At 56.4% G+C, this 13,456-nt stretch carries 12 protein-coding genes and 2 pseudogenes; 1 reads left to right on the top strand and 13 read right to left on the bottom strand.

The annotated features are described in order from the left end of the window. From NQT62_RS15565 to NQT62_RS09335, 7 genes and pseudogenes are all read right to left on the bottom strand, one after another. Nucleotides 1-110 (bottom strand): annotated as a pseudogene (locus NQT62_RS15565) (flagellin FliC); the annotation flags it as partial. Between the two features lie 145 nt (nucleotides 111-255). Then, nucleotides 256-687, bottom strand: coding sequence for a PaaI family thioesterase (locus NQT62_RS09310; RefSeq protein ID WP_256764449.1), 432 nt, complete (start codon nucleotides 685-687; stop codon nucleotides 256-258). A gap of 449 nt (nucleotides 688-1,136) precedes the next feature. Next, nucleotides 1,137-1,478, bottom strand: coding sequence for a YfeK family protein (locus NQT62_RS09315; RefSeq protein WP_256764875.1), 342 nt, complete (start codon nucleotides 1,476-1,478; stop codon nucleotides 1,137-1,139). Then, nucleotides 1,473-2,804 (bottom strand): annotated as a pseudogene (chrA, locus tag NQT62_RS09320) (chromate efflux transporter); the annotation flags it as partial. The pseudogene chrA and the gene NQT62_RS09315, both read right to left, overlap by 6 nt. 78 nt (nucleotides 2,805-2,882) lie before the next feature. Then, nucleotides 2,883-4,463 (bottom strand): flavin-containing monooxygenase, encoded by a 1,581-nt coding sequence (locus tag NQT62_RS09325; RefSeq protein WP_256764450.1) that lies wholly within the window; start codon nucleotides 4,461-4,463, stop codon nucleotides 2,883-2,885. A 34-nt stretch (nucleotides 4,464-4,497) separates the two neighbouring features. Beyond that, nucleotides 4,498-5,424, bottom strand: a complete 927-nt coding sequence (locus NQT62_RS09330) for a hypothetical protein (RefSeq protein ID WP_256764451.1) — start codon at nucleotides 5,422-5,424, stop codon at nucleotides 4,498-4,500. A 70-nt stretch (nucleotides 5,425-5,494) separates the two neighbouring features. Further along, nucleotides 5,495-6,385: an SDR family NAD(P)-dependent oxidoreductase gene (locus NQT62_RS09335; protein WP_256764452.1), complete on the bottom strand. Its 891-nt coding sequence runs from the start codon at nucleotides 6,383-6,385 to the stop codon at nucleotides 5,495-5,497. 99 nt (nucleotides 6,386-6,484) lie between these two features. On the opposite strand from NQT62_RS09335, the gene NQT62_RS09340 reads away from it, so the two are divergent. Further along, nucleotides 6,485-7,099: a TetR/AcrR family transcriptional regulator gene (locus NQT62_RS09340; protein ID WP_256764453.1), complete on the top strand. Its 615-nt coding sequence runs from the start codon at nucleotides 6,485-6,487 to the stop codon at nucleotides 7,097-7,099. A gap of 17 nt (nucleotides 7,100-7,116) precedes the next feature. Here the strand turns inward: NQT62_RS09340 and NQT62_RS09345 are convergent, their stop codons facing one another. The 6 genes from NQT62_RS09345 to NQT62_RS09370 all read right to left on the bottom strand — a co-directional run bounded on the left by NQT62_RS09345 (nucleotide 7,117) and on the right by NQT62_RS09370 (nucleotide 13,203). Further along, nucleotides 7,117-7,848: a hypothetical protein gene (locus NQT62_RS09345; protein ID WP_256764454.1), complete on the bottom strand. Its 732-nt coding sequence runs from the start codon at nucleotides 7,846-7,848 to the stop codon at nucleotides 7,117-7,119. A gap of 1 nt (nucleotide 7,849) precedes the next feature. Next, on the bottom strand, nucleotides 7,850-8,365 hold the full coding sequence (locus NQT62_RS09350) for a hypothetical protein (RefSeq protein ID WP_256764455.1): 516 nt from the start codon (nucleotides 8,363-8,365) through the stop codon (nucleotides 7,850-7,852). Then, complete coding sequence (locus NQT62_RS09355; protein ID WP_256764456.1) at nucleotides 8,362-8,970, bottom strand: DUF2135 domain-containing protein; 609 nt, start codon at nucleotides 8,968-8,970, stop codon at nucleotides 8,362-8,364. Before NQT62_RS09355 ends, NQT62_RS09350 begins: the two co-directional genes overlap by 4 nt. Nucleotides 8,971-8,975: 5 nt before the next feature. Next, on the bottom strand, nucleotides 8,976-9,662 hold the full coding sequence (locus NQT62_RS09360; protein WP_256764457.1) for a MotA/TolQ/ExbB proton channel family protein: 687 nt from the start codon (nucleotides 9,660-9,662) through the stop codon (nucleotides 8,976-8,978). 84 nt (nucleotides 9,663-9,746) lie between these two features. Further along, nucleotides 9,747-10,772, bottom strand: a complete 1,026-nt coding sequence (locus NQT62_RS09365) for an MBL fold metallo-hydrolase (RefSeq protein WP_256764458.1) — start codon at nucleotides 10,770-10,772, stop codon at nucleotides 9,747-9,749. Nucleotides 10,773-10,890: 118 nt separating this feature from the next. Next, entirely contained in the window at nucleotides 10,891-13,203 is a 2,313-nt protein-coding gene (locus tag NQT62_RS09370; RefSeq protein ID WP_256764459.1) for a TonB-dependent receptor, read from the bottom strand. Nucleotides 13,204-13,456 lie beyond the last annotated feature (253 nt).

The raw sequence follows: 13,456 nt of genomic DNA on the forward strand, positions 1-13,456 counted from the left end.
CGCAGGCCGGAAGACAGGCGGGCGATGGCGGTGTCCAGACCGGCACCGGACATGGACAGGTTTTTCTGAGCGGTCAGCGACGCGACGTTTGTATTGATTCCCAACATGATGATTCTCCAAGCAGTGTTTTATGGTTCATTTCGGTCAGCTGCCTGTCTGGATCGAGCCAAGCAGTGCGCTGCCGTGTGAATCATTTAACGCCCCTGAAAAATCAAACTTGAGGGTTGTGTTAAAAATATTTGCGTGCTGTTTGCGTTAGTTCTTTTGTGGGGGGATGGAATATGTGCCCGTGGCATGGGCCACAGGCTCCTCATCACCTTCGGAGTAGACCCACACTTCGCCAATGGCGAGCACCTTGCCCAACTTGATGAGGCGGCACTTGCCGATGATGTCGCGCTCGGCCGAGGGTTTGCGCAGAAAGTTGATATTGAGGTTGGTGGTAACTGCCAGGGGTACCAAACCAATACGACCAAGAATGGCCACATACAATGCAGCATCGGCCACCAGCATCATCACGGGCCCAGCCACCGTGCCGCCGGGCCGAAGTTCGCTGAAACCAATTTTGTGGCGAATCACCGCCTCTTCCGCATCCACCTTTTCCACCACGCAGCGGCTTTGGGGAAACTGCGTTTCCATGAAGTGGTTGAGCATCTCCTTGGTGACCGGAGTATTTCTTTTTTCTGTCATTTTTGTATTTTTTAGTAATGATTAAGATCATTGTGCATGATCAAGGTTTGAGGGGCAAGCCGAGTCACTGTTTTGCAGATTGTCCTGAATGTCGCTGCAGGGAAAGTGAACCGCGCAGGCCGCTTACACCGAGCCCCTAGTAATGCCGGTGGCCCGGCGCCGAACAGTCAGCCCCCCGATCGGTTTGACCCGCACAGCATTCGAACACGCGGACCGAGATGTTTGAGCCACGCAGTGGCGAGTTCTCGGGACGGTTCGACATGCAAGGGGCAACCTTTGCTTTTCGGGGGGCGTTCGGACCGGGCTTCCGGTATTACTGGGGGCTGTAAAGCAGACCGGGCTTCCGGTATTGCTGGGGGCTGTAAAGCAGACCGGGCTACGGTATTGCCGGAGGCTATAAAGCAGACCGGGCTACCGATATTGCTTGGGCGCTTTGAAGAAGCACAAGCTCAGTTGCCACCGGGCTTGGCTCGATACCGCGCCAACTCCGCCCGCAACCAATCCCCACTGCGAACAACCCCCTGCCCTGAGCAGCGCACCTGGTAGGCCTTACCGGAAAAACTGCTTTCGGACGCGGCCCGTTCAATGAACAACTCCGCGGTATCCGTCAAATCACGGTCCAGCAAATACTGGTATTTCCGTCGAATGTGTTTCACGGCATCTTTTGTCGTGTACCAACTGCCATTGCGGCTGAACTCGCACGGAGACTGTTCAATGAAGGCGAACAGGTGTTGTATTTCCTGTTGTGCAACGGGCGACGGTGCAGCTTTGGCAGGCAGACCCTGCAACACAAAACCAATCAGCGCACACGCAGCAATCACATGGATCACATTGCGTTTGTATTTGAACAACGCAATCGCGGCTCCCAGGGAAATCAGGGCAGACACCCAATCAAAAGCGCCAGTCAAACCGTGTGGCCACAACACGTGATAACCAAAGAAAATGGCCAGGTTCAACACCACCCCCACCACAGCGGCTGTGATGGCGGTCAACGGCGCGGTGAATTTCAAATCATTGTGGGTGGTTTCCACCAGGGGGCCACCAGTCAAAATGAATACAAACGATGGCAAGAAGGTGAACCAGGTGACCACGGTGGCCGCCACCGCACCCGCCCAAAACAGATGTTCAGGCCCAAACAGTTCACGGGTGTAGCCGCCCACAAACCCCACAAATGCCACCACCATGATCAACGGGCCAGGGGTGGTCTCACCCAAGGCCAACCCGTCAATCATCTGGGTGGCGGTCAGCCATTCAAAATGGGACACCGCCCCCTGATACACATAGGGCAGCACCGCATAGGCACCGCCGAACGTCATCATGGCCGCTTTGGTAAAAAACCAGCCCATTTGGGTCAAGGTGCCTTGCCAGCCATACAGCCCCATTAAAGCAGCCATCGGCAGCAGCCACATCAACAACCCCACCACCAACACTTTGGCCAATCTGCCCTTCGAAAACAGGGCGTGTTGGGGCGTGGGCGTGTCATCATCAATCAGGGCGGGCCCATAACTGGCTTTGGCTGCTGCATGCCCACCGCCCATGGTAAACAGGGCAGGCTTCAAGCGTCCACCGACTGCGCCCACTGTGGCTGCAGCCAGCACAATCAAGGGAAAGGGCACATTGAACAAAAAGATACCCACAAAGGCCAAGGCTGCGATGGTCCACATCCAGCCGTTTTTCAGGGCTTTGGAGCCGATGCGGTGTGCAGCCTGCACCACGATGGCGGCCACCGCCGGCTTGATGCCGTAGAACAGCCCAGCCACCAGCGACACATCGCCAAAGGCAATGTAAATCCACGACAGCGCCACCAAAATGAACAGGGATGGCAACACAAACAAGGCACCCGCCACAATGCCGCCCCAGGTGCGGTGCATCAGCCAGCCAATGTAGGTTGCCAGTTGCTGGGCCTCGGGGCCCGGCAACACCATGCAGTAATTCAGGGCATGCAAAAACCGCCGCTCGGAAATCCAGCGGCGGTTTTCAACCAACTCCTGGTGCATGATGGATATTTGCCCGGCAGGCCCACCGAAGCTGATAAAGCCCAACTTGAGCCAAAACCAGAAGGCTTCTCGGAACGACACAGGCGCAGGCTTTGAGCCTGGTTCGGGTGGTGTGGGCATGGCGCTCAACTGGCTGAAATGATAAACACAGTTTAGCAGTCCGGAAACAATTTCCGGGCTGCCAACCGTGCCAATATTTCAAGCGGCTGCGTTCAATTGAACCCGCATTTCGCGATAGGCTTTCAGATCAAGCGTGCCCATTTGCTGCGCGTACTGGGTGGCAAAGCCTGGGTACATGGTGGCGTTAAAACCATCTTCAGTCAGGTACCAGCTTTTGCACCCGCTGTTCCAGTTGGTTTTGGCCAAGCGGCGCTGAATGTCCACATTGTGGCGCTCCTGCACTTCGGGCTTTACATCCAGCAACTTGGGCGCCCCATCCACAATGTGGCGAATGGCCTTTACGGCATAGCCAATTTGCTGCTCCATGTAAACCAATGCGCTGTTGTGGCCAGGCCCGCTGTTGGGGCCAAACATGATGAACAGATTGGGATAGCCGCTGATGTTGATGCTCTTGTAAGCCTTGGCACCCCGGCTCCACTCCTGTGCCAGCACACGTCCACCAATGCCTTTGACTGGGTAAGGCGTTCCGCTTTTGGGCACATCAAAGCCGGTGGCAAACACAATGCAGTCAAACTGGTGTTCAATGCCCTCCGCGGTGCGAATGCCTTGCTCGGATATCCGCGCAATCGGCCAGGTGATCAACTCGCAGTTGGGCTGCTGCAAGGCAGGGTAATAATCATTGCTCACCAAAATGCGCTTGCAGCCCAGGGTGTAGTCTGGCTGTAGCTGACGACGCAACCAAGGGTCTTTCACCTGCGCATTCAAAAATGCTTTGCCCAGACGCTCACCCACCCGGCTCAGGGGCGAATCCCAAATCACGGCCAGTGCCATGCTTTCGTGGGTCCAATACAGGGCCTCGCGCACTGCTTTTTGGGTGATCGGCATCTTGGCAAAGAGTTTGCGGGTCAGGCCTGAGGAGGCAAAGTCTGGCCGAGGCATCACCCAAGGCGGTGTACGCTGAAACACTTTCAGTTTGGCCGCCTTTTTCACCAATTCAGGCACGATCTGAATGGCACTGGCCCCAGTGCCCACCACCGCCACACGCTTGCCGGTGAAGTCATAGTCGTGGTCCCAACGGGCACTGTGTATTTTCTTCCCATTGAAGGTGTCGATGCCGTCGATCTTGGGCAGGGATGCATTGGCCAAGGGGCCGGAAGCCATCACCACCGCTTTGCCTCGCCACACTTCGCCGTTGTCTGTTTGAAGATGCCAAAGGCCAGTGCACTCATCGAGCTCCAGGCTTTTGACGTTGCGCTGGTAATGGATGAGAGGCGCCAAGCCAAAATCACGCACCAGCGTTTTCACATACGCCAGAATTTCCCGACTGCCGGAATAGCTGCGGGACCAATTGGGGTTGGGCGCAAATGAAAAGCTGTACAGGTTCGACGGAATGTCGCAAGCGGCCCCTGGGTATTGATTGTCTCGCCAGGTGCCACCCACCTCACTGGCCCGCTCAAGGATGGCCAGTTTGTGAACACCCCCCTCGCGCAACTTAATGGCGGTGCCCAGACCGGCAAAGCCTGCGCCCACAATCAGGGTGTCGTAGACGGTGCTGGATGGATTGGCCGGGCTTTTCGCTGCCGCAGCACTGCGACGGGGTGCCCTGGCTGTGGTTTTTGGCGGATTTGCTTTCAACGCCGCGCTGTTGCTGTTTGTCATTCGATGTATCCGTGGTTGTTCAGTGTGGAATCGCTTAAGCCGTGGGCTGCCAAGTCAGCTTGTTCACCCAGGTTGGCACTTTGGGCAACCAGCTTTTCGGGATGTAGCCCGATGCTTTGACGGCGGCATCCACTGGCACGTGGTAGAGCTTGTTGCTGCGGTCAATCACCCAACGTCCATGCATGCGCATCAGCTGGTACCAGGGGTTGCGACGCCCCTCGGGTGTTTCGCCGCCATACTTTTCGAATTTGGCCATGGCCTGGTACAGCTTTTCTTCTTTCAGCCCCATGGCCACAATGTTGTCGCGCATTTTGTTCAGCAGCGGAAAGTACACGGCCACGCCGAGCAGCAGTTTTGGGTTGATGGCCGTGGCCAGCGTCTCCAGCGCCAAGCGGTAAGTGGGCCCATGGCCCAGCATTTCCAGCACATGAAAGTCCACACCCAGGTGGCGGGCCTCATCCGCATTGATGTGTTTAAAAACCTGGTGGCACAGCGGGTCTTTCACCTCATCCAGCAGGAATTTGCACAGCGCACCGTCCAGCGTGACTTCCAACATCGGGATCACACTGCCCAACACGTTCAGCGGCATCTCGTCGCTATACTTGTCCAGCCACTCAATGGTTAAGCGCAGGTTGATGTTGGGTTCGGGGATTTCGCCGTCTTTCAACATGCCCCAGCGGCGCATCAGAGCCAGCTCTGCATTGGCGTGGCGCTGCTCTTCTGCGTGAAACCAGGTGTAGATTTCGCGCAGCGTATCGTTCGGCGCTTTTTTGGCCATGGCTGCGAAGCCGCGCGCGCCGATGTGCTCAATCCAGGTGAGGTCGGCCATGAAGGCCTTGAGCTTGGGCCATTGTTCCTCGGAAATCATTTCCGCGCCGGGCGCATCCCAGTCGAAATCGGCCAGCGCCCACTGGTTTTCCTTGATGCGTCGAAGGGTTTTTTCAAGATCCAATTGTGGCATGTTGCACTCCTGTTGCTGCGTATAAGCGAGGCTCACCCAATGAGCCCCAATGATTGAAGAACCTGTTTTCTCAAGAGAGTGTTTTGGCGGCCACACGGGCCAATACACCAGCGCCCCAGGTGTAGCCACCGGGCATCAGGCGCTTCATGCGCCAAATCATTCTGGCATCCAGTTGCGGCAATACATACAACTGCCCTTTGTCCAGTGCATCCAGGGTTTCTTTGGCCACGGCATCGGCCGAGACCCCCGTCCACTGCATCAGCTTGTCAGCAAACCGGCTGGACCCACCGGCAATGCGGCCATCCCGAGTGATGTTGGTTTTGACAAAGGTGGGGCACAGTGCAGTCACATTCACACCAGTGCCCGCCATTTCAGCGGCCAGGGTTTCGCTCAAGGCCAAAGCACCGGCCTTGGTCACGTTGTAAGGGCCCATCAGGGGCGCCGCCGCAAAACTGGCTGTGGAGGCCACATTGATGATGCCCACCCGGCGCTGCCGACCCCGGGCTTTCAGCCGCGGTGCAAACACATGGCAACCATGAATCACTCCCCACAGGTTGACGCCCAAGGCCCATGTCCAGTCTTCCATGGGAATCTCGCCCACTGGCAAGCCCCCCAAACCCACACCGGCATTGTTCACCACCACATCAATGGCGCTGCGCTCTGCAGTGCCACCAAAAATCCGTTCGGCCTCCAGTGCGAGTGCCTCAACGTCTTTCAGCTTGGACACATCGCACCGGACCGCCCAGGCCTGGTCGACAAACACCAGATCCGGGTTTTTCAGCTTGCCGGCCACTTGGTCCCGAATCAGTTCGACGGTTTCCTGCGCACGGTCCAGGCTGATGTCTGCCACCACCACCTGACCGCCACGGCGAACCACTTCCAGCGCAAAGGCCCGACCAATACCACTGCCCGCGCCTGTCACGACTGCGTTGGCCTGTTTGCTGATTTTTTGTCCGAACATTCGTTTTCCTTCTTGACCGTAACATTGAACAATGTCATATTAAGACGAACGTTTGTTCGGATTCAATTCGGATTCAACCCCCTGTCAGGACCCTCGACCATGCCTAGAAAACCCCAACAGCAACGCTCCAAACACACAGTGGATGCCATCGTGGAAGGCGCTTTCATCGCCGTGGCTGAGCATGGCGCACTGGGTGCAACAACGCGCCAGATTGCGGAATACGCGGGTGTTGGCGTGGGGTCGATTTATGAATATTTCGACAACAAAGAGGCCATTTACGCGGCCATGGGCGAGCGCTTTTCAAAGGAAATGGTCGAACTGATCCAGCAGGTAACCCCCAACATTGTTCGGGTTTCGCTTCGGGATGCCATTCACCAACTGATTGTGGAAACCGCCCAGTTCCTCAACAAGAACAATGAACGCTACCTGCGTTGTGCGCGGGAATCGGCCCTGATGGAGCGGCATGTGCCGTTTGTGCCCATCTACCGGGCCTTGAGTGATTTGTTTGTGCAGCATGCGATTGCGCACCCGGAAATTCTGCGCATGAATCGCCTTCAAACTGTGGCCTACATCTTCATCAACAGCGGCATGTCCACCATGATCCGCTATCTGAACCACCCCAACCCGGGCTTCAGCTTCGATGACCTGGCCCAAGGCCTGGCCGACATGGCGGGCCATTATGTGGAGCGGGAACTGGAATTGCTGGCGGCGTAAGGCCTTTCACCCGAACATCACGGGTGTTGTTGGGTGAGGACCATGCTCACCTGGCCACCCTTGATGATGGTGCTGGCGCTGAGGGGCTCTTTGCGAAGCAGTTTGACCAGGCCCACACCGGGTGCGTACCACTCCTCGTGCGAAATGAACACCTCTTGGTAACCGATGGATGCATCGGCATAAATGGTCACCTTGCCCTCGCCTTCCAGTTTGATGCAGTGCTCAAAGCGCCCGGCCGGCGTGTCCACAGTCTCATCCAGCGCAGCCACGGTGTACACCAGGTCAAAGGGCTTCAAGCTGCCATTGGCCTCATTGAATGGCGGCACCCAATGGATGGCCATGGGCTGTGATTCAACGGTCCAGCTGTAGCCTTTGCGCAGGTTCTTGCCTTTGGGCAACACCAGGCGGGGCTTGGGGTCTGTCACCCCTTGGTATTGAACCACCAAGCGTTTGGCCACCCGGTAAACCCCGTCGTCGGTGTCCTGAATGTAATAATCGGTGCCATCCGAGGTGCGTCTCACACTGGCTTTCACATCCTGCCCCCCAACCATCCGAACCTCTGTCGTGCCCAGGGTACGAATGGACAGGCGCTGCTGTCGTTCACCATCGGCCAGCTTGTAATCCAGCCGGTAATGCCATTCATGCCCGGCATCCAGCGGAAAATAATGTCCGGCACTCGGCTGACAGGCGCTCAGACCAACCAGCACCACCGCCCTAACAAGCGACTTGAACACTTGAGTACCGTGCATGTCACTTCTCCGGCAGTTGGGGATCGGGCAGGTCCTTGAATTCAAGGCTGCTTTGTTTATCGGCCACTCGGGTGTTGTCACGGGTGGCAGCCGGGTCATATTCCTCACCGCCAATCACGCCAATCTGCAAATTGCCGTTGCGGATTTTTCGCAAACCCGCGTCTATTTTCTGATGAAGGTCTTTGCCATAGGGCAATACATAGGCGCGCGGCTCATTGCTGGGGCGGTTGGCCGACAAATCTGTGCCCCACACAAACACCTGCCCCTTGGTTCCCAGTTTTTCGCTGGGTTCTTCCACAATGGCGAAATGAAACAAAAACTTTCGGGGCAATTCAGCACTGCTGGGCCAACCTTGCGCGTTGTGCCACGTGGTGTAACTCACCCAGTAAAACATGGCTGCGACCAACACCAGGACCAGCTTCAAGCCCCAATTTAAAGAGGTCTGGATCAGGGTTAACAGCAACAGCCCTGCCAAAAACACATAGGCCACACACATCCAGAGTATTGCTTCATTCATTTGAACAGCGCCTTCACAAGGGAGGTTTGAATTTGATTGATGCCGGTCACTGAGCCATCCGGCAATATGCTGAACCGCACCGCAGTGGCCTCATCGCCCTGTTTCTGCAACGTCACTGTGGAGTAGTGCAACACGTTGAGCTTCGGGTTGACCTCGGCCACATACACATTGACGGGCACCGGCTGGTTGTTTTCGCTTTTGTAGTAATTCAGGTTGATGGTGTATTCGCCGGGGATACGGCCGCGGATGGTCAACACCTCTTGATTTAACGGGTTCGTGATCACGCGACCATCCACGGTTTGGGTGTCGTTGGCCATGCCGCGATCGTCGCGGTCAATGTGCATCAAGCCATCCTGTGGCCGCATGTACCACACCTGCCGCCCCCCTGGCCCAGCGGCCCACACGTCAATGTCATTGGGGTCGTTGTCAGGCCAGCTCACCGTCACGATGAATTCCGCTTTCGCATCAATCACGCCACTTTTGGCGGGCGGGTTCATCAACAACAAGGCCATCAAAAACAGAAAGGTAAAAATCAACAGCGCATTGAAAATCAGGTCCGTGAACGGATCCAGCTCAAAATCCGGTTTGTGGTTAAACAAGGCCATCGTGTTCAGGCCGTTGCGCTGGTCGATTCGGCAAGCGCCACCGAGGGCGCCCGGTGAGCAAAAGCCACTGTGTCGGCAATCAAGTGGTCGGCAAAACGGTCCAGCAGCAAGAACTGAATGCCCAACACCATGCTGGTCACCAGGCCCACCAAGGTGGTGTTCATGGCCACGCCCATGCCTTGGGTCATTTGCTTCATCAGGGTTTTGATGTCATTGATGTCCAGCTTTTCCAGCCCTTCCAGGCTGCCCAGCATGATGACAAAACCAACGATGGTGCCCAGCAAACCGAGCTTGAGCATCAGGCTGCACAAAAACCAACCCACCTGGTGAGTGCCCCGTGCACGTTCGGCCATGATTTCCGCGAGCAAACCGCCTTCGCTGGCCACCCCCACCGGGTTGTGAGACACCACATAGTCAAAGCAAAACGACTGGCCCGGCACAAACCGGCCCTGGCCCTGTTGAAGTCGATGAAAATAGTTGGCTTGCTGTGAGAGGTACCAACTGCGCCAGCCCGCCAAGGCGATGCCGGCGGCAAATACAGCGATGGTGATGGCGCAGATGCGGGTGTTGTCGGTCAACACCACCCATTGAAACAGCCCCATGTTCCAAGTGACCGCCGAGGCAAACAGGGTGATGCTGGTGATCAGCAGCCATTGAAGGAACAGCGAATACGGTCGGTGAGGGGCAAGCAAGTGGATGTCCTGCGATGGTCAGTGTTGCAAATTGAAACAGTTCAATCAGTCATCCAAGTCAATTAGCAAGCCCTATTCCAATCGCTAGAACAACAAGCCCTCGGTTTGCCGAATGATGCGTTGAATGTTCAATTGGTGGTTTTCAATGTCACGGGCTGTCCAGCTGGGGTTTAAGTCCACATTGCCTTGCGCAGTGATGCGGGTGCTTGCGGGTTCAACCCTGGCGGGGGGCTTGCCCAGTTCATCAATCAGGTCCACTTCATTGGTGCCCAGGTCCAACTCAAACAGGATGCGGGTTTGCAGGCTGCGGAAATAATCCAAATTGCGCTCAACCCAGGCATGGTCCAGCGCACCGAAGGAACTCATCAACAGCGTGTCGGGTTTCATTTGGGCCTGCAACTTGGCCAAGTAGTCAATGCGATCGCCCACCATGCCGTCGAAGAGGTCAGGCGCGGAGCGGGGCTGCACGGCAGAACCGACCCACATGGCATTCAACCCGGGATTGCTGAGCATCAGCGCCTGCTCGCTCTCCAGATTGTCCTCGGTGGAATATTCCCAAGCGCCCCACTCTTTCCCCAAAGTCCACAGGGTACCCTTGTTTTTGATCAACAATTTCTGGGGCACCACCGGCTGGGTCTTGCTCATCACCTGGTTGCCCAATCGGGCGCCCAGGTTCTCGATGCACTTGCCGCAGCGGGCCTGCATCAACTCAGCCGTTTTTTTGGCAGCCACCACTTGCTTGCCAAACTCGGGCGGGTTGCCCAGCGCCTGGCGAAATCCAAGGTTACCCAACACATGTTCCGGCTTGGGTTGGGTATTGACGAGCCACAGGGGTTTTCGACCGAATTTGTCCAGAATGGCTTGTGCAGCGGCCTGCCCCACCTCTGCGGTAGGGCCAGTGTCGATGACCACTGTCGAGTCAGTGCCCGCCAACACCCACAGCGACAGGGCATAGTCCTGCCCCTCTGCGGGTAGGTATTTGCCGGCGCAGGTGTATTCGTAAATGGTTGCGCGGTGTTGAGTCCAGCATGTTTGCTCGGTCGGTGCTGGGCTCACAGCCTGGGCCTGGCTCGCCCAGACACAACCGGTCAACACCAATACCCATCCCAATCTGTGCGCCCTGCTGCCCAACATGCCTGCCAACCCAACTGTATTCAAGGCTTATAAGGATAGCCCATTGTGATTGGACTGAATACCGTGGATATGCCTCAGTGGCCCAACCGCTGGCTTAGTAGCGCCACTGAACGCCCACCCAGGCATTGCGGGGTGTGGCCGGTGCCAGAAATGTTTCGTAACGCACATCCGCTTCGTCGGTCACCAACTGGCCGTTGCGATCGAACACATTGCCACCCAACACACCGCCGTTGAAATAGCGTCGGTCAAAGACATTGTTCAAGCGGGCCAGCACGGTGATGCCTTTGTCCACCGTGTGGTTAATACCCACATTGAATACAGCAAAGCCCGGGATGACACCGGTGTCATTGAAGGTAAACGTGTCGCCAGTGGCCGTGTTGGTGAATGTGCCGGCTTGGTGCTGGTTGTTTTCATTGCCCCGCGCAAACTGTCGGCTCTGCGCCTGCAGGTCGCCAAATACGGTGGTTTTGGCACTGCTCTTAAAACCCAACGACAGTTTCAGATTGTGTGCCGACAAACCCGGAATTTTGTTGCCCGGGTTCACGGTGATGAAGGCGTTTTCAACCGCCACTTGCCCTGTGCTGTCCACGGCGCTGCTGTTGCCATGCGACGCCAGTCGACCAGTGCTTTGGAATGTCGCATCGAGGTACTGATATTTGGCCGAGAAGTCCCATCGGCTTGACTCGACACCCCAATCCAGTTCAACACCCTGTCGGCGGGTTTTGCCGAAGTTCTGGAAGAAACCACCCGATCCCGCACCATCCGTCACAAACAAAATGTCGTCTTTGTTCACGGCCCTGAACAGATTGAACGCCGTGGAGTACTCCAGCCCGCCCAGCTTCCAATTGCGGCGCAATCCGGTTTCCACCGTGGTCGTCACCACCTGCTTTAAATAGGGATCAGCCGCCATGGCGTTGGGCAACAGGCACGGAAAATTCGGGTCGGAACAGGCCAGCTCCACTGGTGTGGGTGTTCGGTTGCTGGTGCCTGCACTGGCGTATACCGTGGTGGCCTTGTTGAGGGTGTGCGAAATGCCCACCGACGGATTAAACCGGTTATACGTGTAGTCATTGTTCAAACCGGGACTGGCATTGCCGGCTGCGTTCACCAATGGAATATCAATCCGGTCATTTGTTTTCACTGTGGCTCTGTTATAGCGGCCTGCCAGCAATACCGTGGTTTGCTCACTCAGGGCCACCACATCTTGAACATACAAACCCAGTTGGGTGTTGCGGGCTGCCACATTCACCTGCTCAATCGGCCGCTGCAACTCAACCACTGTGCGGCTTGAATCAAACACACCCAGGGTGTAGGAACGCCGAAAGTCGGATTGGCCAAACTCCACTTGAGCCCCCAGAGCCACCGTGTGCAAGCCCTTGGGGGCCAAGGTGAGCTGAACACCCACGCCCAGCGCGTCCTGATTCAACAAGCCCCGGTTGTTGGATGCCGTGCAGTTGTCCGTGGTCACCGTGGGTGCTGCACCAGGCGCATTGGGCGAGTTTTGTGCCAAAGGGGCATCGCAGGTCACGTTGTAATTGGGGCCTGCGCCATTGCCGGGCTCAAAGGGTGCCACACCAAAGCGGTAATCCTCATTTTCATTCACATCGCCATTGAAGGTGCGGGAGCGTGAGGTTCGATAGAAGACATTCCCAGACAGCTCAGCGCCATCTTTCAGATACCGGGTGAAATCGAAAGCCAATTGCGCGCCGGTGTTTTTCGTGTTGTCGAAGTAGGTGTAGGCCTGGGAGCGGCTCTGGTCAAATTGACTGCGTGGCACCACACCATTGCCGTTGAGGCTGGTGTCATACACATTGACCGTGAAATTGCTGAAGCTGTCAGCCCCGCCCACACCCATTTTTGCAAACAGCTGCAACACACTGCTGGGCGACTGAACCCGCCAACCCTGCTCATCCAGCGCATTTAGGTTGATGTAAAAATCGCGTTGTGTTGATGCATCAACCCAACCTTGCTCATACCCCAGTCGCTTGCGCCCAAAACCACCGGCCTCCACGTCCAATTGCTGTCCCTGAAAGTCGCGACCGCTTTTGGTCTGCATGACAATGGCGCCACCCAGCGAGTTCAAACCGAACTGTGGCAGGGTTCCTGGAAGCACGGAAACCGTCTTGAGGGCAGACTGCGGAATCGCATCAAAACGCACCACATCACCAAAGGTTTCGTTTTGGCGAACACCATCCACATACACTGACAGCCCCGGTGGTGTACCCAACAAAGGCGTGACAGAAAACCCGCGGTAAGTGACGTCGGCCTGATAGGGGTTGCCCTGATTGTCATTGACCTGCACACCACTGATGCCCCGAAACAAACCCTCAGACACCGATTCACGACTGGCATTGCTCTCCAAGCGAGTTACTTTTTTGACACTGAAAGGTGCCTGGGCCTCTGGCATCGCAGCCCCTGGAAGCGGCGAAGTTGAAATCACCTTCACCTCTTCCAGGCTTTGCGCCCAAGCCGCTGGCTCAGCGTATAGAAGCAGGCTCAGCGGGGAGAGGAGGACCCAAGAACGCGCTCTAGCAGTTGACCATTGGACTTCGGGAACAGACACTTCACACCTCATCGGGATTGGCTGTGCAGGCCAGGTTGGAATGTACTCAGTGTCGCTGCTGTTCACAGGACGTAACAGGGAAGTTTTCCCAAATGTC

This window comes from Limnobacter humi (assembly GCF_024518835.1).
GTDB lineage: Bacteria > Pseudomonadota > Gammaproteobacteria > Burkholderiales > Burkholderiaceae_B > Limnobacter > Limnobacter humi.

Excerpts from the sequence above, each read along its gene's own strand:
- NQT62_RS09310 (WP_256764449.1), bottom strand. The coding sequence starts at position 687 with ATGACAGAAAAAAGAAATACTCCGGTCACCAAGGAGATGCTCAACCAC.
- NQT62_RS09325 (WP_256764450.1), bottom strand. The coding sequence starts at position 4,463 with ATGACAAACAGCAACAGCGCGGCGTTGAAAGCAAATCCGCCAAAAACC.
- NQT62_RS09330 (WP_256764451.1), bottom strand. The coding sequence starts at position 5,424 with ATGCCACAATTGGATCTTGAAAAAACCCTTCGACGCATCAAGGAAAAC.
- NQT62_RS09335 (WP_256764452.1), bottom strand. The coding sequence starts at position 6,385 with ATGTTCGGACAAAAAATCAGCAAACAGGCCAACGCAGTCGTGACAGGC.
- NQT62_RS09340 (WP_256764453.1), top strand. The coding sequence starts at position 6,485 with ATGCCTAGAAAACCCCAACAGCAACGCTCCAAACACACAGTGGATGCC.
- NQT62_RS09345 (WP_256764454.1), bottom strand. The coding sequence starts at position 7,848 with ATGCACGGTACTCAAGTGTTCAAGTCGCTTGTTAGGGCGGTGGTGCTG.
- NQT62_RS09350 (WP_256764455.1), bottom strand. The coding sequence starts at position 8,365 with ATGAATGAAGCAATACTCTGGATGTGTGTGGCCTATGTGTTTTTGGCA.
- NQT62_RS09355 (WP_256764456.1), bottom strand. The coding sequence starts at position 8,970 with ATGGCCTTGTTTAACCACAAACCGGATTTTGAGCTGGATCCGTTCACG.
- NQT62_RS09370 (WP_256764459.1), bottom strand. The coding sequence starts at position 13,203 with ATGCCAGAGGCCCAGGCACCTTTCAGTGTCAAAAAAGTAACTCGCTTG.